General features: G+C 66.5%; 18 protein-coding genes and 1 pseudogene. 15 read left to right on the top strand and 4 right to left on the bottom strand.

The genetic code is table 11. The features are described 5' to 3' along the window. The first annotated feature begins 26 nt into the window (after window positions 1–26). The 6 genes from HLH28_RS06530 to HLH28_RS06505 all read left to right on the top strand — a co-directional run bounded on the left by HLH28_RS06530 (window position 27) and on the right by HLH28_RS06505 (window position 5,957). The gene (locus HLH28_RS06530; RefSeq protein ID WP_182956368.1) at window positions 27–812 is read left to right on the top strand and encodes an IclR family transcriptional regulator; all 786 of its coding nucleotides are present in this window, start codon (window positions 27–29) and stop codon (window positions 810–812) included. After that, window positions 796–1,812 carry a 2-dehydro-3-deoxygalactonokinase gene (locus tag HLH28_RS06525; RefSeq protein ID WP_182956365.1) on the top strand — a complete coding sequence of 339 codons (1,017 nt, stop codon included), beginning with the start codon at window positions 796–798 and terminating at the stop codon, window positions 1,810–1,812. The genes HLH28_RS06530 and HLH28_RS06525 overlap by 17 nt, the downstream gene beginning before the upstream one ends. Continuing rightward, a complete protein-coding gene (locus HLH28_RS06520; RefSeq protein WP_182956362.1) occupies window positions 1,809–2,435 on the top strand; it encodes a 2-dehydro-3-deoxy-6-phosphogalactonate aldolase in 627 nt (208 codons plus the stop codon). The genes HLH28_RS06525 and HLH28_RS06520 overlap by 4 nt, the downstream gene beginning before the upstream one ends. Before the next feature lie 40 nt (window positions 2,436–2,475). Continuing rightward, entirely contained in the window at window positions 2,476–3,624 is a 1,149-nt protein-coding gene (gene dgoD / locus HLH28_RS06515) for a galactonate dehydratase (protein WP_182956358.1), read from the top strand. Then, window positions 3,618–4,406, top strand: coding sequence for an SDR family NAD(P)-dependent oxidoreductase (locus HLH28_RS06510; protein WP_182956355.1), 789 nt, complete (start codon window positions 3,618–3,620; stop codon window positions 4,404–4,406). The genes dgoD and HLH28_RS06510 overlap by 7 nt, the downstream gene beginning before the upstream one ends. A gap of 150 nt (window positions 4,407–4,556) precedes the next feature. Then, window positions 4,557–5,957, top strand: coding sequence for a sugar porter family MFS transporter (locus HLH28_RS06505; protein ID WP_246395731.1), 1,401 nt, complete (start codon window positions 4,557–4,559; stop codon window positions 5,955–5,957). Between the two features lie 6 nt (window positions 5,958–5,963). Here HLH28_RS06505 and HLH28_RS17890 read toward each other — a convergent pair. After that, window positions 5,964–6,245: pseudogene (locus HLH28_RS17890) on the bottom strand (GNAT family N-acetyltransferase); the annotation flags it as partial. Between the two features lie 304 nt (window positions 6,246–6,549). Beyond that, complete coding sequence (locus tag HLH28_RS06495) at window positions 6,550–7,158, bottom strand: superoxide dismutase (RefSeq protein WP_182956350.1); 609 nt, start codon at window positions 7,156–7,158, stop codon at window positions 6,550–6,552. A gap of 133 nt (window positions 7,159–7,291) precedes the next feature. Between HLH28_RS06495 and HLH28_RS06490 the strand changes: the two genes are divergently transcribed. After that, window positions 7,292–8,170: a phytoene/squalene synthase family protein gene (locus HLH28_RS06490; RefSeq protein ID WP_182956347.1), complete on the top strand. Its 879-nt coding sequence runs from the start codon at window positions 7,292–7,294 to the stop codon at window positions 8,168–8,170. Window positions 8,171–8,230: 60 nt separating this feature from the next. Here the strand turns inward: HLH28_RS06490 and HLH28_RS06485 are convergent, their stop codons facing one another. Continuing rightward, entirely contained in the window at window positions 8,231–9,106 is an 876-nt protein-coding gene (locus HLH28_RS06485) for an NAD(P)-dependent oxidoreductase (RefSeq protein WP_182956344.1), read from the bottom strand. A 126-nt stretch (window positions 9,107–9,232) separates the two neighbouring features. Here HLH28_RS06485 and msrP point away from each other — a divergent pair, with 126 nt between their 5' ends. The 4 genes from msrP to HLH28_RS06465 all read left to right on the top strand — a co-directional run bounded on the left by msrP (window position 9,233) and on the right by HLH28_RS06465 (window position 13,881). Next, window positions 9,233–10,192 carry a protein-methionine-sulfoxide reductase catalytic subunit MsrP gene (gene msrP, locus HLH28_RS06480; RefSeq protein WP_182956341.1) on the top strand — a complete coding sequence of 320 codons (960 nt, stop codon included), beginning with the start codon at window positions 9,233–9,235 and terminating at the stop codon, window positions 10,190–10,192. 2 nt (window positions 10,193–10,194) lie between these two features. Further along, on the top strand, window positions 10,195–10,836 hold the full coding sequence (gene msrQ / locus HLH28_RS06475; protein WP_182956338.1) for a protein-methionine-sulfoxide reductase heme-binding subunit MsrQ: 642 nt from the start codon (window positions 10,195–10,197) through the stop codon (window positions 10,834–10,836). A 70-nt stretch (window positions 10,837–10,906) separates the two neighbouring features. Continuing rightward, window positions 10,907–11,836, top strand: coding sequence for a bifunctional enoyl-CoA hydratase/phosphate acetyltransferase (locus tag HLH28_RS06470; RefSeq protein ID WP_182956334.1), 930 nt, complete (start codon window positions 10,907–10,909; stop codon window positions 11,834–11,836). 548 nt (window positions 11,837–12,384) lie between these two features. Then, complete coding sequence (locus HLH28_RS06465) at window positions 12,385–13,881, top strand: malate:quinone oxidoreductase (protein WP_182956331.1); 1,497 nt, start codon at window positions 12,385–12,387, stop codon at window positions 13,879–13,881. A 173-nt stretch (window positions 13,882–14,054) separates the two neighbouring features. Here the strand turns inward: HLH28_RS06465 and HLH28_RS06460 are convergent, their stop codons facing one another. Further along, window positions 14,055–14,666 (bottom strand): LabA-like NYN domain-containing protein, encoded by a 612-nt coding sequence (locus HLH28_RS06460; protein WP_182956327.1) that lies wholly within the window; start codon window positions 14,664–14,666, stop codon window positions 14,055–14,057. Window positions 14,667–14,906: 240 nt separating this feature from the next. On the opposite strand from HLH28_RS06460, the gene folK reads away from it, so the two are divergent. The 4 genes from folK (at window position 14,907) to acpS (ending at window position 18,722) form a co-directional block, all read left to right on the top strand. Continuing rightward, window positions 14,907–15,404: a 2-amino-4-hydroxy-6-hydroxymethyldihydropteridine diphosphokinase gene (folK, locus tag HLH28_RS06455; RefSeq protein WP_182956324.1), complete on the top strand. Its 498-nt coding sequence runs from the start codon at window positions 14,907–14,909 to the stop codon at window positions 15,402–15,404. Between the two features lie 94 nt (window positions 15,405–15,498). Continuing rightward, window positions 15,499–15,894 carry a DNA-directed RNA polymerase subunit omega gene (gene rpoZ / locus HLH28_RS06450; protein WP_182956321.1) on the top strand — a complete coding sequence of 132 codons (396 nt, stop codon included), beginning with the start codon at window positions 15,499–15,501 and terminating at the stop codon, window positions 15,892–15,894. 130 nt (window positions 15,895–16,024) lie between these two features. Next, window positions 16,025–18,280 (top strand): RelA/SpoT family protein, encoded by a 2,256-nt coding sequence (locus tag HLH28_RS06445; RefSeq protein ID WP_408869826.1) that lies wholly within the window; start codon window positions 16,025–16,027, stop codon window positions 18,278–18,280. Between the two features lie 34 nt (window positions 18,281–18,314). Then, the gene (gene acpS / locus HLH28_RS06440) at window positions 18,315–18,722 is read left to right on the top strand and encodes a holo-ACP synthase (RefSeq protein WP_182956318.1); all 408 of its coding nucleotides are present in this window, start codon (window positions 18,315–18,317) and stop codon (window positions 18,720–18,722) included. Window positions 18,723–18,752: the final 30 nt, after the last annotated feature.

Raw genomic sequence — 18,752 nt, 5'->3', positions numbered from 1 at the left:
TACCGATCCGGGTGGGAGAGGGATTCATGGATGCCAGGATCGCAAAGCCTGCCGCCCCCAGCGGAACGCAGGCATTGGAACGCGGAATCGCGATCATCGACGCCGTCGATGGCGGCCACCGCACACTGTCCGCCATCGCGGGCGCGACGGGATGCACCCGCAGCACGACCCAGAGAATCGCCAGTTCCCTGGTCCGCCTGGACTGGCTGCGGCTGAATGCGGACGGCACGTATCGCCTGGGCCAGCGCCTGGCGGCACTGGGGGCCCGTGCCCGGGACGACACGTCGCTGGCCGAGCAGGCCAGACCGGTGACCGAACGGCTGGGCGCGGAAACGCGCGACACCGTACATCTGGGCATCCGTTCCGGCGCGGACGTTCTGTATCTGGACAAGATCCCCGGCCAGAGGGGGCTGGAGATGCGCTCGCGGGTCGGGCAACGCATGAACTTGGCCCTGACCGGGATCGGGCGCGCCCTGATGCTGGATCTGGACGAGGTCGAATGGCGCCATCTGTACGACGCCGCCCGGCCCCCGGCGGCCGGAGACGCCGGCTGGCCGGCCTGGCTTGCACGCATGCGGGAATATCGCGCGGCGGACTGCGTCTTTGACCTGGAGGACAACGAGGTGGGAATCCGCTGCGTCGCGGTCCCGGTCCGCGATCGCGGGGGGCGGATCCTGGCGGCGTTGAGCGTCGCCAGCGCCACGCCCTACCTGTCGCCCGAACGGATGCGGACGTTGGCCCCGGTCGTGCGCCGGGCGGCGGACGACCTGTCGATCAGACTGGGAGGAAGCACCCATGTTACGGCGGCATGAGACGGACGAGGCAGTACCCCCCGAAGGCGGGGCGCTGATCGGCATAGATTGGGGAACGTCGTCCCTGCGGGCGTGGCGCATGTCGGCCTCGGGGCTGGTGCTGGATGAGGCGCAGGCCCCCTGGGGCATCCTGAACCTGCCGGACGGCGGATATCCTGCGGCCCTGACGGCGCTGCTGTCCAACTGGCCCGACGCGGCCGGCCTGCCGCTGATCGCCTGCGGCATGGTCGGCAGTGCGAATGGATGGCGGGAGGTCCCGTATGTCGATTGCCCGGCCGACGGTGCATCGCTGGCCCGCGCGCTGGCTCGTCCGGACACGGCGGCCGGCGTTACGGGTGCTCCTGGTATCGTGCCCGGGGTGCGGCAGCGCCATCCGCTGCCCGATGTCATGCGGGGCGAGGAAACGCAGATCGTGGGCGCGCTGGCGCTGCATTCCGGCCTGGCGGCGGATTCGACGCTGATCCTGCCGGGAACCCATTCCAAATGGGCACGCGTGCAGGACGGCCGGATCATGGGGTTCGCGACCGCGATGACGGGCGAATTGTTCGCCGTGCTGTCCCGGCACAGCATCCTGGGCCGCCCGGCGGACGGTGCCCCCGCCGTCACCGAGGACGAGGCCCGCGACGCTTTCCGTCGTGGCGTGCTGGCCGCGGCGGCGTCCCGCCAGGGCGTGGCCCCGCTGCTGTTTTCCGCGCGCGCCCTGTTCCTGGGCGGGGGGATCGGCGCCGCGGCGACGCGGGACTATCTGTCCGGCCTGCTGGTGGGGGACGAAGTTCGGGCGGGCTTGGCCGACCGGCCGGGTGCGCCGCTGACGATACTGGTGGGCGAGGAACGGCTGTGCGGCCTGTATGCCCGCGCGTTCGACATCCTGGGCGCCCCGGTGCCCCAGTCGGTGGGCAATACCGCCCCGGCGGGGCTGTACCAAATCGCCGTGGAGGCCGGCTACGTGGTCCCGGCGACTCAGCCGCCCCCGGGGCGCGAGGAAGGAAGACAGACATGACGACATTCGATGACGCCCTGGCCGGCTGTCCGCTGGTCGCGATCCTGCGCGGCGTGACGCCGGACGAGGTGCTGGCGGTCGGCGACGCGCTGGTCGGGGCCGGATTCCGCATTATCGAGGTACCGATGAACTCGCCGCACCCCCTGCGCAGCATCCGCCTGCTGCAGGACCGGTTCGGCGACAACGTCCTGATCGGCGCGGGCACGGTGACGTCGCCCGACATGGTGGCGCAGGTCGCCGAGACCGGTGGCCGGCTGATCGTCATGCCGCACGGCGATGTCGCGGTCATTCGCGCGGCCCGTGCGGCCGGGCTGTACTGCACCCCCGGCGTGGCCACCCCGACCGAGGGCTTTGCCGCCCTGGCGGCCGGCGCCACGGCGTTGAAGATGTTTCCCGCCGAACAGCTCGGCCCGCCGACATTGGCGGCCTGGCGCAGCGTCTTTCCCGCCGGCACCCGCTTCATCCCCGTGGGCGGGGTGACCCCGGACACCATGGGGCCGTTCCTGGATGCCGGGGCGGCGGGATTCGGCCTGGGATCGGCGCTGTATCGGGCAGGCCGGTCGGCGCGGGAGGTCGGGGTTGCCGCGCGCCAGTTCGTCGATGCCCTGGCGCGCGGGCGATAGCGCCACCGGTTGCAAGAATAAGAACAGGACGGAAACGGTCATGAAGATCACGAAGCTGACGACGTTCCAGGTTCCGCCACGGTGGTTGTTCCTGAAGATAGAAACCGACGAAGGGATCTCCGGCTGGGGCGAACCGGTGGTGGAAGGCCGGGCTGACACGGTCGCCGCCGCCGTCGCGGAACTGGCGGATTACCTGATCGGCAGGGATCCGTTCCAGATCGAGGACCACTGGACGGTCATGTATCGCGGCGGCTTCTATCGCGGCGGCGCGGTGCATATGAGCGCGATCGCCGGCATCGACCAGGCCCTGTGGGACATCAAGGGGCGCGCGTTCAATGTTCCCGTCTACGAATTGCTGGGCGGCCGGTGCCGCGACCGGATCCGCGTCTATTCCTGGATCGGTGGCGACCGGCCGGCCGATACGGCGCGGGCGGTGCGCGCGGTGGTCGATCGCGGCTTCACCGCGATCAAGATGAACGCGACCGAAGAACTGCAATATGTCGACAGCCACGCCAAGATCGACGATGTGATCGCCCGCGTCGCCGCGATCCGCGAGGAAGCCGGTCCGTACCTGGGCATCGGCGTGGATTTCCATGGCCGGGTACACAAGCCGATGGCCAAGGTCCTGGCCAAGGAACTGGAGCCGTTCGACCTGATGTTCATCGAGGAACCGGTCCTGAGCGAGCATCTGGAGGACCTGCCCGAAATCACCAAGCATACCTCCATCCCCATCGCCCTGGGCGAACGCCTGTTTTCGCGGTGGGATTTCAAGCGGGTGCTGGAACAGGGCTGCGTGGATATCATCCAGCCCGATCCGTCGCATTCCGGCGGCATTACCGAAACCCGCAAGATCGCGGCGATGGCCGAGGCCTATGACGTCGCGGTGGCGCTGCATTGTCCGCTGGGGCCGATCGCGCTGGCGGCGAACCTGCAGCTGGACGCGCTCTGCTACAATGCCTTCATCCAGGAGCAGAGCCTGGGCATTCATTACAACAAGACCAACGACCTGCTGGACTATATCGTCGATCCCGACGTTTTCGCCTATCGCGACGGGCATGTGGATATTCCATCGGGCCCCGGCCTGGGGATCGAGATCAACGAGGACTATGTCCGTGCCCGCGCCGCCGAGGGGCATCGATGGCGCAATCCGGTCTGGCGCCATCGTGACGGGTCGTTCGCGGAATGGTGACGCAGTCCTCTGGGGAGGGGGCGATCTTCGCGAGATATCCCAGCCTGTCGGGACGATCCGTCCTGGTGACGGGGGGCGCGACCGGCATCGGCGCGGCGCTGGTGCGCGCCTTTGCCGGGCAGGGCGCGCATGTCGCCTTCCTCGACCTCGATATGTCCGCGGGAACCGCGCTGGCCGAGGATTTGCGCGGCGAAGGGCGGCAGGTCCTGTTCATGCCGTGCGACGTCACCGATATCCGCGCCTTGCGTGAGGCCGTCGATCTGGCGCGTACGGCGCATGGACCGATCGAGATCCTTCTGAACAATGCCGCCAACGATACGCGCCACACGCTGGAGGAAGTCGATCCGGCGATGTGGGACCGGCTGTCCGCCGTCAATATCCGCGCCCAGTTCTTCGCCGCCCAGGCAGTGGCGGGCGACATGCGGGCATTGGGGCGGGGGAGCATCATCTGCCTCGGTTCCATCGGATGGGTGCTGAAAAACAGCGGCTATCCGGTCTATGCGACGGCGAAGGCGGCGGTGCAGGGTCTGGTGAATGCGCTGGCGCGGGAACTGGGCGGGGACAGGATCCGCGTCAACGGGCTGATGCCCGGCTGGGTGATGACCGAACGGCAGAAAAAGCTGTGGCTGACGCCCGAAGGCGAGCGCGATATCGAGCGGGGCCAATGCCTGCCCGGACGGGTGGAACCCGAGGACATCGCCCGCATGGCCCTGTTCCTGGCCGCCGACGACAGCCGCATGTGCACCGGTCAGCATTTCATCGTCGATGGCGGATGGGTATAGGTCTGGCGTCGCCAATATGGCGGTTTTCCGCCAAAGTCGCGGGGGGTTCCGAACTTCGGCCGGTCCGGGCCGTTACAATTGCCCAGGGGGCAAGACAGGGAACGTGACATGGGCGGGTACGGACATGCCGCGACAATGGAGGCCGGCCACATGAGTAAACCGGTGACGGGCCGTGCCCGGCTGGTTGCCGGACTGGCGGCCGTGGCCGGATTGATGTTCGGATTGGATATCGGCGTGATATCGGGCGCGCTGGGCCTGATCGCGCAGGAATTCGACGCGACCCAGCTTCAGCAGGAATGGATCGTGGCGTCGATGATGGTGGGCGCGTCGGCCGGCGTGCTTGTCGCGGCGCGGCTGTCCTTCGTCTGGGGGCGGAAGCGGACGCTGGTGATCGGGGCGGTGCTGTTCGTCGCCGGGTCCGTGCTCTGTGCCCTGTCCGGTTCGATTGGCATGCTGATCGCGGCGCGGGTCGTCCTGGGCCTGGCGATCGGCATTTCGACGTTCACCGCCCCGCTTTATATTTCCGAAATTGCCGATGCGCAGCACCGTGGGGCCATGGTGTCGGTCTATCAGTTGATGATCACCATCGGCATCCTGCTGGCCTTCATCTCGGACGCCCTGTTTTCCTATTTCGATGCCTGGCGATGGATGCTGGGCGTCGTCGCCTTCCCCGGTGTCGTCTACCTGATGGGGGCCGCCTTCCTGCCGGCCAGTCCACGATGGCTGATGATGCGGGGACGCCGGGACGCCGCCCGGCGGGCCTTGCTGGAACTGCGCGGCCAGGCGCGCGGGGTTAGCCGGGAACTGGCCGAAATCGACGCACAGTTGGGCGGTCATACCCGCGGATGGGCCCTGTTTCGCGACAACCGCAATTTTCGCCGATCGGTCTGCCTGGGAATCCTGCTGCAATGCATCCAGCAATTCACCGGCATGAACGTGGTGATGTACTACGCGCCGCGCATCTTCGGGCTGGCCGGGTTCACCGACCACGCCCGCCTGTGGGGCACCGCGTCGGTCGGCGTGGTGAACATGCTGGCGACGTTCCTCGCTATCGGCCTGGTCGATCGCTGGGGGCGGCGGCCGATGCTGGTCTGCGGTCTGCTGGTCATGAGCGCGGGCATGGCGATGCTGGGGGTCATGATCCGCATGGGGGCCGACCCGGGAATGCAGCAGGCCATGGCGGTCGGCGTGCTGCTGTGCTTCGTCGCGGGCTTTGCCTTTTCGGCCGGACCGCTGGTCTGGGTCCTGTGTTCCGAGATCCAGCCGCTGCGGGGCCGGGATTTCGGCCTGGCCTGTTCCACCACCACGAACTGGATCGCCAACATGATCGTCGGTTCGACATTCCTGACGCTGCTGGACCATCTGGGCCAGGCCCAGACATTCTGGCTCTATGCCGTGCTGAATGCGTTTTTCGTCGTCCTGGTGCTGCTGTTCGTGCCGGAGACCAAGGGCCTGAGCCTGGAGCGGATCGAACGGGATCTGATGGCCGGCAGGCGCCTGCGCGATATCGGGCGGGAGAGCATGCCCGTGGGCAGTCGGCCTGGGGCGTGAAGCCCTTCACCGTCCGCCGAGCGTCTTGCGGAAGAATATGACGCGTTCCGTTTCCTGGAACTTCATCGCCTTGTGAAAAAGATGACTGCCTCGATTTTCCAATTCGGCGTCCGACGCCAGTTCGAGGCATCCCAGCGACCGTGCCCAGTCTTCGACCGCCCGGAGCAACAGCGACGCGACGCCGCGCTTGCTTGCGTCATGGCGGACATAGATTCCTTCCAGGAATACGACCGTAGACGTCTCGCAACCATTCACGTAATCACGCCTCAGCGCGGCCTCGGCGAAACCTACGGCGGTGTTTGCCGTGTCCCGGTCGTAAACGCGGCGCCATGTCCGGGTTGGCCCGCCAGGAGGTCGGCGCTGTCCTTCCTATGTGTGGACAGGCTGTCGCCGGGCCATAATTCCCGGCGCAGGCGAACCATTCGTCCAGATCTTCGGAGCGACAGCGCAGAATCTCCATGATCCGATCTTATCGCCGGGGTAGGTGTTCGCAACGGGACGCAAGAAGGCGTACATCAAAAAAACCCGGCCGCGATGGCCGGGTTTCCGATCGTCCGGGCAGTCCGCGTGGCCATGCGGCCGCGCGCGGGCCTCAGGCGGCCTTGAGCTGCGCCTCGGCGAACTCGTAGTTCGCCAGCTTGTCCAGGTAGTTGGTGGTGTAGTCCGGGCGACGGTTGCGGAAATCCAGGTAGTAGGAATGTTCCCACACATCCAGGCCCAGCAGCACCGTGCCCTGGCCCTCGGCCAGAGGGTTGGAACCATTGGCGGTCTTGGTGACCTTCAGCTTGCCGTCGGAAGCGAGGACGAGCCACGCCCAGCCCGAGCCGAACTGCGTCGTCGCGGCGGTCTTGAAGGTGGCCTTGAAGTCGTCGACGCTGCCGAAATCCTCGGTCAGCTTCGCGGCCAGGGCATCGGGGATCGCGCCGCCGGTGGGCGACAGGTTCTGCCAGAACAGGATGTGGTTCCAGTGCTGGCCCGCATTGTTGAACACCGGTGCCGACGCCGCGTCGCCCTTCACCGCCAGGATGATCTCCTCGAGCGACTTGCCCTGCAATTCGGGCTTGGATTCGACGAAGCCGTTCAGTGCCGTGACATACGCTTGGTGGTGCTTGCCGTGGTGCAGCTCCAGCGTTTCCTGGCACATGCCGCGCGCCGCCAGCGCGTTGGTCTGGTACGGAAGAGTGGGCAATTCGAAAGCCATGAACGTTCTCCTTGGAATTGCAGGGGCGGAAACCGCCGCCCGTCCAGAGCTATGGGCGGAGGGGAAATGCGTCAAGTGACGGACGCATGACCGCGTTCTTGTGCGTTCGTCGCGCACGCGGCATGTCGATGCGATGACCAGCCCCCCGACCTGTCCCGTCCCCCGTTCCACGCCCCGCGAAAGCGATGGGCGAGCAGGCGCGTCGGGCCTGTCCGTCTGCGGCGATATCGCCCGGCGGTCCGACCCGGATCGTTTCTTCTGTTCCCTGTTCCTGCCGCCTGTCCTGCGGGAAGACGCGTTCACCGTGATCGCGTTCAATCACGAATCCGTTCGTGCGGTGACGGGAACCCAGTCGCGGTCGGTCGCCGGGCCGCTGGCGGGGATGATCCGCCTGCAATGGTGGCGCGAGATCGTCGAGGGTGCCCCCCATCCCCACGAGGTCGCCGCCCCCCTGCGTGACCTGATCGCACGGGGCCGGGTGGATCGGGGGACCTTGCTGGGCATTCTCGACGCGCGTGAGGCGGAACTGGAAGGGCTGACCGACCGCGACGCCTGGTGCCGGGCGATGCTGTGCGGCGCGGGCGGCGTTCAGCGTGCGATCGCCGAGGCCGCCGGCCTGCAGGACGAGGACGCCCTGAAGGGAATAGCCTTGCGGGGCGCGGCCTTCGGGATGGGTGGATTGCTGCGTCATCTGGATGCGGTACTGCAGGGCGGCCGTTGCCCGTTGCCCGAGGATGCGCTGAACGCGTCAGGCCTGTCGCGCGACGGGGTGCGGGATGGTGTCGATCCGGTGCGCCTGGGGCCGCTGCGTGACCTGGTGCGGCAGGAAGGACTGGCCCTGCTGCGTGCGGGCAGGGCCGCGAACCTGCCCCGCGTGGCGCGGGGCGCGGCCCTGCCCGGGGTGCTGGCGCGGCGCGACCTGGCCCGCGACGCCGGGGCAGGGGGCGACGCGACGCGCGGGGTGGGGGATCGGCTGGCAGTCCTGTGGGCGGCCCTGACCGGGAAGGTCTGAGGGCTGCTTCAAAAATCTGCCTGCAGCGAGAGCGTCTTTTGAAACGGCCTCTGTGGGCGGTCAGGGTGTGTTGGCGACGGTATTTTCCATGACGGCGAACAGCGCCGAGTAATCCTCGTCCGGATGCAGCCGGCGCGTCAGCGACAGAAGCTGCGTGGTGGCCGCCATCGTCGGCAGGGCGGCTTCCATCCGCGCGGCGTCGGTCATCAGCAGCCGCATGTCCTTCTGCATCAGGCGGGTCGGGAATTGCGGGCTGAAATCGCCGACATGCGCGGCCTTCAGCTTGCGCTTGTGGTGCGGCGAGATGACGGCCACCGAATCCAGCGCATCGAACAGCAGGTCACGGTCCAGCCCGGCGGCCAGGCCATAGGTCACGCCCTCCGCCACCGCGGCGAGGCCCGCGCCCATGATGCCGTTGACGATCAGTTTCAGCTTCGACCCGCTGCCGGACGGGCCGGCATGGAGTGTCGCCTTGCCGATGACGTCGAAGATCGGCTGCGCACGGGCCACGTCGGCGGCGGCGCCACCGACCAGCACGACCAGGGCGCCGGCCTCGGCCTCGGGCGTGCTGCCGGATACCGGGGCGTCCAGCGCGGTGATGCCGCGCGCCTTGGCCGCCTCCGCCAGTTGCAGCGATGCCTCGGGCGAGACGGAACTGGTGTTGATCAGAAGGGACCCGGCCTTCATGCCGGCCAGCGCGCCGTCGTCGCCATACATTGATGCGGCCAGCGCCTCGTCATCGGGCACGCAGGCGATGACGGTTCCGGACGCCGCTGCCAGTGCCTGCGCGGTCGGCAGGAAGCGGACGCTGCCGTCCCCGCCCTTGCCGGAGGGGGTATAGGCAACGATCTGGTAGCCGGCGGCGACGAGGTTATGGCCCATCCGGCTGGCCATGGCGCCGAATCCGACGAAGCCGAGGGGTGACAAATCGCTCATGATGCCGATCCTTCCTGTCTTCGGTGTATCGCGCGTACAGTGCAGGACCGGGGTGGCGATGTCACGCCGGGGACGAAGGCGGCGCATCGGGCGTCGGGCCGCGCGGCAGGCAGGGGTTATCGGTTCATGAGCATCTTTCGCTATCCCCGCCCGTCGGCCTCGGAAATCACGCCCCGATCGGCGTGGCTGTCGCGGCGCGGCCTGCTGGCCACCGGCCTGGCCGGGGCGATCGTGCCGCCCGGCCTCATGCGGCCGGCCCCGGCGCGGGCGGCGGCGCTGGCCGCCCGGCCCGACGCCCAATTCGGCGGGGGGCTGACGCCGACCCCGTTCCAGGACGTCACGCACTACAACAATTTCTATGAATTCGGTCTGGAGAAAACCGACCCGGCGGAGCGCTCGGGCGGATTCCATCCGCACCCCTGGACCGTGCGGGTCGACGGGCTGGTCGCAAATCCCCGCACCTACGACATCGACGCGCTGCTGGCCCGCCCGTTGCAGGAACGGCTGTACCGGATGCGTTGTGTCGAGGCCTGGTCGATGGTCATTCCATGGATCGGCTTCCCGCTGGCCGAGTTGCTGAAGGAGGTGGAACCCCTGGGCAGCGCGAAATACGTGGCTTTCGAATCCGTCGTCCGTCCGTCTGAAATGCCGGGCCAGGACGGCGTGCTGCCGGTGCTGGATTGGCCGTACGTGGAAGGATTGCGCCTGGACGAGGCCCTGCATCCCCTCACGATCCTGGCGGTGGGCCTGTATGGCCAGACGCTGCCGAACCAGAACGGCGCGCCGATCCGGCTCGTGGTACCGTGGAAATACGGGTTCAAGGGCGTGAAATCCGTGGTCCGCATCCGCCTGACGGATACCCGGCCGCCGACTTCATGGAATCTTCGCGCCCCGGACGAGTACGGATTCTATGCCAACGTCAATCCCGAGGTCGACCATCCGCGCTGGAGCCAGGCAACCGAGCGGCCGATCGGCGCGCGCGGCGGCTTTTTCGGCGCGGCGCGCAAGCCGACCCTGCCGTTCAACGGCTATGGCGAGCAGGTGGCCTCCCTGTATGCCGGCATGAACCTGCGCCGCGATTTCTGACGATGACGGCGCGGACGGACAGGCGAGACCAGCCGGCCCGCAAATGGCGGTCGTCGGTCGGGATTCTTCGGGTCTTGCTGTATGCCGTGGGGCTGGTCCCGGCGGCGGCGACCTTCGCGATGGGGCTGGCGAACCGGCTGGGCCCCGACCCCGTGAATGTCTTCGAACGCACGCTGGGCCTGTGGGCCATCCGATTCCTGATCCTGTCGCTGTGCGTGACACCCTTGCGTGAACTGACCGGGGTCAGCCTGCTGCGCTATCGGCGGGCGCTGGGATTGCTGGCGTTCTGGTACGCGCTGTTCCATGTCACGGTCTATGTCGGCCTCGACCAGGGGTTCGACGGTGCGGTGCTGCTGGCCGACATCACGCGGCGGCCCTTCGTCATCATGGGGATGGCGGCGTTCCTGATCGTGACGGTTCTGGCCGCCACGTCGAACGCATGGTCCATCCGGCGTCTGGGCCGGCGCTGGCGGGCCGTGCATCGGATGGTCTATCTAGCCGGGCTGTGCGCGGCGGTACATTTCATCCTGTCCTTCAAGCTGCTGCGCGCCGAGCCGTTGCTCTATGCCGTCGTCATGGCGCTGCTGCTGCTCTATCGCCTGCTGCCGGATGCGATCCGGCGTCGGCGCCTCGCACAAAGATGATGCGCGGGGCGGTCGGGGGAACGTGGCATGAGGGTGTGGTCCGTCTTGCAATTCCAGCCCGGTTGTTCCGATGCCGTCCTCACCTGTTTTCGATGAAATGCTTGCCGGCCTCGCTGATGGGCCGCCCGTGCCGGCCGCGGTCGTTCACCCTTGCAGCATCCCCTCGCTGGAGGCCGCCGTGGGGCTGCAGCAAAAGGGGATCGTCCAGCCTGTCCTGGTCGGTCCGGTGGCCGCCATCCGCGATATTGCGCGATCGGCGTCGATCGACCTGTCCGGCTGCAGCCTGATCGAGGCCGGAGACGAACGGACGGCCGCGTCCCGTGGCGCGGCGCTGGCGCGAGAGGGCGCGGTCGGGATCCTGATGAAAGGATCGCTGCATTCCAGCGTGTTCCTGCGCGAAATCGGACATCATGATTCCGGCCTGCGGACGGACCGGCGCATGAGCCATGTCTTCGTCCTGGATGTGCCGTCCTGGCCGCGCCTGCTGCTGCTGACGGACGGGGCGGTGAATATCGCGCCGGACCTGCCGGCGCGGCGGGATATCGTGCAGAACGCGATCGACCTTGCCCATGTGATCGGCATTGCCCGGCCCCGGGTCGCGATCCTGTCGGCGATCGAAACGGTCAATCCCGACCTGCCGTCCACGCTGGATGCCGCCCTCCTGGCCAAGATGGCGGAACGGGGACAGATCTCGGGCGGGGTGGTGGACGGGCCGCTGGCGCTGGACAACGCGCTCAGTATCGAGGCCGCGCACTGCAAGGGCGTGCAGTCGCCGGTCGCAGGACAGGCCGATATCCTGGTCGTTCCGGACCTGGAGGCCGGAAACATGCTGGCCAAGCAGATGATTTTCATGGGCGGAGCCTCGGCCGCCGGCATCGTGCTGGGCGCGCGCGTGCCCGTCGTGCTGACCAGCCGCGCCGATTCGGTGCGTACACGGATCCTGTCCGGCATGCTGGCGGCGACCATGTCCCGGGCGGGCGCGATGCCAGCCGCCCCATAGACGCCACCATGCAGGACGGATGCGATGGCGCAGGGCTCTGGCGCCCGCGGCGTGGTGATGGCACATGATGCTTGGCGATGCGAAAACCGTTTGCCAGCCATGCGTGTCCAGAATGTTTCACAGGGCGTCGGATCGGCAAGAGTTCTTTAAGAAATCGAAGACCTTGAAAGAAAGATACTGAATCTCGGCGGTGCCTCCAATGCTGCCCCTAGATGGGTTCCACTGGCCATGCGACGGTGCGGGAACCGTTTCCCTCGCGGAGAGATGATGCGCCGGAATGGAGATCGGAATGGCATGAGGATGGGGCGTTCCGGCGAACCAGGCAGGGCTGGGAAGGGTATGGCTGTACTGTTCCGTTTTCGGGAAAAGCGGTTGACCCGCATCGATGCTGTTCCGCCAGGTCGGGACGAAGCCCGGACCATCCCCTGCCGGCGGACCATGCCGGACAGGAGAACCATCCCGTCGGGGACCGAAGCCGCCGCCGGGAGTCCGGCTGGCCCGATTGCAGTGACAGACGCCAGCATGCCGATGTCGTTCCGGAGAAGATCATGACCTCGAATACGACCCGAACCGATTCTGCCTATGACGTCGTCCTGATCGGTGGCGGGGTAATGAGCGCGACATTGGGTGCGCTGCTGAAATTACTTCAGCCCGACTGGTCGATCGGCCTGTTCGGGCGCCTAGGCGACGTGGCGCAGGAGAGTTCCAATGCCTGGAACAATGCCGGCACCGGGCATGCGGCGCTGTGCGAACTGAACTACACCCCCGAACGTGCCGACGGCACGATCGATATTTCCAAGGCGGTGGGCGTCAACGAGGCTTTTCAGGTCTCGCGCCAGTTCTGGGCCTATCTGGTCGAAGCCGGGGTAATTGCCTCGCCGCGTGAATTCCTCAATCCCATTCCGCATATGAGCTTCGTCTGGGGCGCCGAGAATGGCGATTACCTCCGTCGTCGCCATGACGCGCTGAAGGACCACCCGCTCTTTGCGGGCATGCGCTTTTCGACCGATCCGGCGCAGTTGAAGCAATGGATGCCGCTGGTGATGGAGGGCCGGACGGCGGGCACCCCGCTGGCCGCCACCTGGATCGCGTCGGGGACCGATGTCAATTTCGGCGCGCTGACGCATCTTCTGGTCCATTTCCTGACGCAGCAATCCGGTTTTGACCTCAAGCTGGGGCATGAGGTCGAGGATCTGACCCGCGATGCGTCCGGTGGCTGGCGCGTGTCGGTCCGCGATCAGTCGACCGGGAACACGATGTCGGTCGGCGCGCGGTTCGTCTTCATCGGCGCGGGTGGCGGGGCGCTGCCGCTGCTGCAGAAGACCGGCATTCCCGAGGCCAGGGGCATCGGCGGGTTTCCGGTCAGCGGCCAGTTCCTGCGCTGCACGAATCCCGACATCGCCGCCCGCCATCATGCCAAGGTCTACGGCAAGGCTTCGGTCGGTGCGCCGCCGATGTCGGTGCCGCATCTCGATACGCGTGTCATCGACGGCAAGGCCGGCCTGCTGTTCGGTCCCTATGCCGGATTCTCGACCAAATTCCTAAAGCAGGGGTCCCTGTGGGACCTGCCGCGTTCGATTCGCATGGACAATATCGGCGCCATGCTGGCCGTGGCACGCGACAACATGGCCCTGACCAAATATTTGATCCAGCAGGTCATGCAATCCAGCCAGGCCCGCCTGGCGGCGCTGCGCGATTTCGTGCCGACCGCACGGGCCGAGGATTGGGAACTGATCGTTGCCGGCCAGCGCGTCCAGGTCATCAAGAAGGATGCGAAGAAGGGGGGCGTGCTTCAGTTCGGGACCGAGGTCATCACCGGTGCGAACGGTTCGGTGGCAGCCCTGCTGGGTGCGTCGCCCGGGGCGTCCACCGCCGTGCCGATCATGCTGACGGTCATCCGCAAATGCTTTGCCGGCGAACTGCCGAGATGGGAACCCAAGCTGAAGGAAATGATCCCCTCGTTCGGCGGGATGCTGGCCGATCGGCCGGAACTCTGCGCCCATGTCCATGACTGGACCACGCGGGTGCTGCAACTGGAAGGCTGAACGCCGCCAAATAGAAGGGGCCGCCTGTCAGTCGGCGTGGCAGGCGATCCCGCGGTGGGCAGCCCGGGGCCGGCGGGTGGCCTGCCAAGGCTGGACTGTCAGATGCAGTTCTCAGAGTGGTATATTGGACGAACCGTGTGATTCGCCCGTAGACTGGCTCCTTGAACCGCCTCTCAGTCGCTGTGGTCGAGTTCGCTCAACTGGTCTGCCGGATGGCGGACGGGATTCTGCTGCTGGCGGACCGTTCTGGATTCGGCCTGCCGGCGGGTGAACTGGGGCGCGATGTCGGCCAGGTCGATGAACTGGTCGGCCTGACGCCGCAAATCGTCGCCGATCAGGGGCGGCGTGGTGCGGACCGAGGAAATGACCGACGTGCGCACGCCCTGCCGCTGAACCGATTCAAGAAGGCGCCGGAAATCCGCATCGCCGCTGAACAGGACCGCATGGTCGATTTTGGAGGCCATCTCCATCATGTCGACCGCGAGTTCGATATCCATGCTGCCCTTGACCCGTCTGCGGCCATTCTGGTCGACGAATTCGCGGGCCGTCTTGGTGACCAGGAAATATCCGTTATAGACCAGCCAGTCTGTCAGCGGTTTAAGCGGAGAATATTCCTCGCTCTCCAAGATCGCCGAATAATAATAGGCGCGGATCACGTGGCATTTGGATCGAAAAAAAGCGAGAAGATTGCGATAATCGACATCGAAGCCCAGGTGACGGGATGCCGAATACAGGCTGGCACCGTCGATGAAGAGGCATACGCGTTCGTTGGGTTGAAAAAACATGCGCCCTGATCCCTGAAACGTCCTGAAGCCCGCATCGCGATGCGCGGCACGTCTGTTACGTAACCGTTTCACCTTTCCGACAGAACGATAAAGGCGTCCGCGCAAAATTGGTATGGCAGAAGTTGCCATGTCCGCAGTTTTATGGCTGAAAAAAATCGAAAAAACAGGGACAAACCGTTCGGCGTCGTGCCTCCGGCGGCTGTTGATGATGTACTGAACCGTACGGAGCCTGGATTAAGGATGATCTTGATTGCAATAGGGGCCAATCTGCCGGGCCCGGCAGGAGAGGGGCCGTTGCACACCTGCCGATGGGCGGTGGAGCAGATCGCCGCGATACCGGGCGTCACTGTCGAAATGATATCCCACTGGTATGAGAGCGCGCCGGTGCCCCCGTCCGGGCAGCCCCCCTACATCAACGGTGTCGTCCGGGCGGCAGGGGCGATTTCGCCCGAAACCCTGCTGGCGGCCCTGCAGGAGATCGAGGCACGGGCCGGGCGGGTGCGCACGGTGGTGAATGCGGCGCGTCCCCTGGACCTGGATATCGTGGCGATGGGGACATGCGTGCGGGCGACGCCGGACCCGATCCTGCCGCACCCCCGTGCGGAGGCGCGGGCGTTCGTTCTCCTGCCCTTGCGCGACGTGGCGCCGGGATGGCGCGACCCGCGTTCGGGCCGGTCGATGGACGAGCTGATAGCGGGCGTCTCCGACCAGGCGATCCACCGCCTTGCATCGTCCTGACGTGGTTCCGGACCGGCCCGAAGCTTGCTTTTTCGGGTCGTGATGGTTAAAGATGGTTTTTTGCAACTGACACTTTATACCGGAGGCTGGCCTCATGGCTCGCGTTACCGTCGAAGACTGCGTTGAACGGGTTCCCAACCGATTCGAGCTCGTTTTGCTCGCGGCGCAGCGCGCACGTAACCTGTCGCGGGGCGAGGAACTGACGGTCGATCGCGACAACGACAAGAACCCTGTCGTCGCCCTGCGCGAGATCGCGGACCAGACCATCGGGCTGGAACAGATCCGCGGTGACCTCGTCCGCTCCCTGGCCCGTGCGCCCGAGCCCGAGCCCGCCGATGAGGAGGTCATGGACCTGATCCCGACCGAGCAGAACATCTTCGGCCTCCAGGACGTCTCCCCCGAGGAGGAAGCCGGCCACGGCGCCGGCATGTCCGCCGAGGAGCTCGAGGCCGCGATCGAGGCCGAACTGGGCGGCCGCGCCCGGCGGTAAGCCCATGGGGCGAAAGGTGGCGGATCCTTCTGGTCCTGGAGATGCTCTCGTCGCCGGTCGGGCGGCGCCCCTTTCGCCTGTGACTCTTCCCGACCTGCCGGTCTCGGCCGATCTCGTCGAGGTCGGCGGAATACTTCCCGACGCTTCGATTTCCACGGGTCCGGCCCCGGACAAGGCGCCCGTTGCCACTCGGGCGATTTCCTGCGACGGCCTGTTGCGCCGGATCCGGACCTATGATCCGGACGCGGACCTGGATCTGATCCGCCGCGCCTTCGATGTCGCGCGGCAGGCCCACGCGGGGCAGGCGCGTGACAACGGCGATCCCTACATCACCCATCCCCTGGCGGTCGCCAGCATCCTCGCCGGCTTCCACCTGGACATGCCATCGATCGCAACAGCCCTGCTGCACGATACGATCGAGGATACCGGCGTCACCCACGAGCGGCTGCGCGTCGAATTCGGACCGACGATAGCAGATCTGGTGGATGGCGTTACCAAGCTGACGCGGCTGGAGCTTCAGTCCGACCGGACCAAGCAGGCGGAAAATTTCCGCAAGCTGGTTCTCGCGATGTCCAAGGACATCCGGGTGCTGATCGTCAAGCTGGCGGACCGGCTGCACAACATGCGGACGCTGCATTATGTGCAGCGCCTGGATCGCCGCCAGCGCATCGCGCGCGAAACCATGGAAATCTATGCGCCCCTGGCCGGGCGCATCGGTATGGACAAGGTCAAGAGCGAACTCCAGGACCTGTCCTTCGTCGAGCTGGAGCCCGAAGCCAGCGCCACGATCCGTGCCCGCCTGAATTACCTGCGCGGGCAGGGCGCGGACGTGATCGAGGAGGTCCGGCGCGAACTGACCCAGCTGTGCCGCGATGCCGGGCTGGGCGAGGTCGAAGTGACAGGGCGGGAAAAATCGCCCTTCTCGATCTGGGAGAAGATGCAGAAGCGCAATGTCGCGTTCGAGCAACTCTCCGACATCATGGCCTTCCGGATCATCGTGCCGACGCGCGAGGCCTGCTATATCGCCCTGGGCGCGGTCCATGCCGCCTATCCGGTCATTGTCGGGCGATTCAAGGATTATATCTCCACGCCCAAGGCCAACGGATATCAGAGCCTGCATACCGGTGTGACCCTGCGTCATCCGCGCAACCAGAAGATCGAAGTGCAGATCCGTACGGCCGAAATGCACGACATCGCCGAGAACGGCGTGGCGTCGCACTGGTTGTACAAGCAGGTCCCGGGCGTCAGCGAGGATGCGGCGCGGGTCGTGACCGGCCTGCGCTGGGTGCAGGACCTGCTGGATATCCTCGAAGATTCGGCGGCTCCGGACGAATTCCTCGAGAACACGAAGCTGGAACTCTATCAGGACCAGGTGTTCTGCTTCACGCCCAAGGGGCAGCTGATTCCCCTGCCGCGCGGGGCCACGCCGGTCGATTTCGCCTATGCGGTGCACAGCCAGGTCGGCGATACCTGCGTGGGGGCGCGGATCAACGGCCGGCTGATGCCGTTGCGGCACGAATTGCAGAACGGCGACCAGGTCGAGATCATGACCGCGCGCGGCGGCACCCCGTCGCCGTCGTGGGAACGTTTCGTCGTCACCGGCAAGGCGCGGGCGCGGATCAGGCGCCATGTCGCCGCCCAGCAGCGCGAGGCGAATATCGATGGCGGCCGCGCGGCCTTGGCCAAGGCCTTCCGGCAGGAAGGGGTCGACGGATCGGAAAAGGTGCTGGAAAGCATTCTGCCCGACCTGAAGCAGGCATCGGTCGAGGATCTGTATGTCGCCGTCGGCAACGGGAATATCGGCCCGCGCGACGTGGTCCACGCGGCCTATCCGGAACTGCGGCAGACACCGCGCGCCCCGCGCATGGTGCCGGGCATTCCCATGCGCGCACCGTCGCGCACCGGCAGCCGGCCCAAGGCCGGCGGCGGCATGGCACTGGCCGGGATCGGCCCCGGAATCGCCGTGCATTTCGCGGGCTGCTGCCACCCCTTGCCGGGGGACCGGATCGTGGGAATCGTCGCCACGGGTAAGGGAATCACCATCCATACGGCCGGATGCCAGACGCTGGAGAGCTTCGCCGCCACGCCGGAACGCTTCATGGATGTCGACTGGGATTACGACCTGATCGGCCGGGGTGCGACGGAACCGCATGTCGGGCGCCTGACCGTCATCGCGGCGAACGAATCCTCGGTGCTGGCAACCCTGACCAACACGGCGTCGAAGCACGACGGAACGGTCGTCAATTTGCGGATCGTCAACCGTCAGCTCGACTTCATGGAGATCCTGGCCGATATCGAGGTCCGCGACCTGCGGCATCTGTCCTCGGTCATCGCATCGCTACGGGCGGCCAACGGCATCATACAGGTGGAGCGTGCGAAGGGATGACGCGCGCCGGATCACCGTTGCCGGAGCGCGGCAGATGCTGATCGGGATCGGTTCCGATCTGTGCGACATCAGGCGGGTCGCGCGCGTGCTGGAACGGCATGGCGAACGATTCCTGCACCGCGTATTCACCGACGCCGAAATCCGTCGCGCCCAGCGGCGTCATGGCGATGCGCGCCTCGGGGCATATGCCAAGCGATGGGCGGCGAAGGAGGCCTGTGCCAAGGCGCTGGGCACAGGCTTCGCGCGCGGGGTTTTTCATCGCGATCTCGGCGTGGACAACCTGCCGGGCGGCCAGCCTGTCATGATCCTGACCGGCGGCGCCCGGATCCGCCTGGACGAACTCGTGCCCGTGGGGCAGCAGGCACGGCTGCTGCTGACGATGACGGACGAATATCCCTACGCCTTCGCTCAGGTCATGATCGAAGCTGGTCCCGCGGCATAGGGTGGGGATAGTATCGGCGGGCCTTGCGCG

The sequence above is a fragment of the Gluconacetobacter tumulisoli genome (assembly GCF_014174155.1).
Lineage (GTDB): Bacteria > Pseudomonadota > Alphaproteobacteria > Acetobacterales > Acetobacteraceae > Gluconacetobacter > Gluconacetobacter tumulisoli.
The sequence above is the reverse complement of the archived record's forward strand: the minus strand, read 5'-3'. Positions and strand labels throughout refer to the sequence as shown.

Bases quoted from the DNA above. Each gene is read 5' to 3' on its own strand.
- HLH28_RS06530 (WP_182956368.1), top strand. From the start codon at position 27: ATGGATGCCAGGATCGCAAAGCCTGCCGCCCCCAGCGGAACGCAGGCA.
- HLH28_RS06525 (WP_182956365.1), top strand. From the start codon at position 796: ATGTTACGGCGGCATGAGACGGACGAGGCAGTACCCCCCGAAGGCGGG.
- HLH28_RS06520 (WP_182956362.1), top strand. From the start codon at position 1,809: ATGACGACATTCGATGACGCCCTGGCCGGCTGTCCGCTGGTCGCGATC.
- dgoD (WP_182956358.1), top strand. From the start codon at position 2,476: ATGAAGATCACGAAGCTGACGACGTTCCAGGTTCCGCCACGGTGGTTG.
- HLH28_RS06510 (WP_182956355.1), top strand. From the start codon at position 3,618: ATGGTGACGCAGTCCTCTGGGGAGGGGGCGATCTTCGCGAGATATCCC.
- HLH28_RS06505 (WP_246395731.1), top strand. From the start codon at position 4,557: ATGAGTAAACCGGTGACGGGCCGTGCCCGGCTGGTTGCCGGACTGGCG.
- HLH28_RS06495 (WP_182956350.1), bottom strand. From the start codon at position 7,158: ATGGCTTTCGAATTGCCCACTCTTCCGTACCAGACCAACGCGCTGGCG.
- HLH28_RS06490 (WP_182956347.1), top strand. From the start codon at position 7,292: ATGACCAGCCCCCCGACCTGTCCCGTCCCCCGTTCCACGCCCCGCGAA.
- HLH28_RS06485 (WP_182956344.1), bottom strand. From the start codon at position 9,106: ATGAGCGATTTGTCACCCCTCGGCTTCGTCGGATTCGGCGCCATGGCC.
- msrP (WP_182956341.1), top strand. From the start codon at position 9,233: ATGAGCATCTTTCGCTATCCCCGCCCGTCGGCCTCGGAAATCACGCCC.
- msrQ (WP_182956338.1), top strand. From the start codon at position 10,195: ATGACGGCGCGGACGGACAGGCGAGACCAGCCGGCCCGCAAATGGCGG.
- HLH28_RS06470 (WP_182956334.1), top strand. From the start codon at position 10,907: ATGCCGTCCTCACCTGTTTTCGATGAAATGCTTGCCGGCCTCGCTGAT.
- HLH28_RS06465 (WP_182956331.1), top strand. From the start codon at position 12,385: ATGACCTCGAATACGACCCGAACCGATTCTGCCTATGACGTCGTCCTG.
- HLH28_RS06460 (WP_182956327.1), bottom strand. From the start codon at position 14,666: ATGTTTTTTCAACCCAACGAACGCGTATGCCTCTTCATCGACGGTGCC.
- folK (WP_182956324.1), top strand. From the start codon at position 14,907: ATGATCTTGATTGCAATAGGGGCCAATCTGCCGGGCCCGGCAGGAGAG.
- rpoZ (WP_182956321.1), top strand. From the start codon at position 15,499: ATGGCTCGCGTTACCGTCGAAGACTGCGTTGAACGGGTTCCCAACCGA.
- acpS (WP_182956318.1), top strand. From the start codon at position 18,315: ATGCTGATCGGGATCGGTTCCGATCTGTGCGACATCAGGCGGGTCGCG.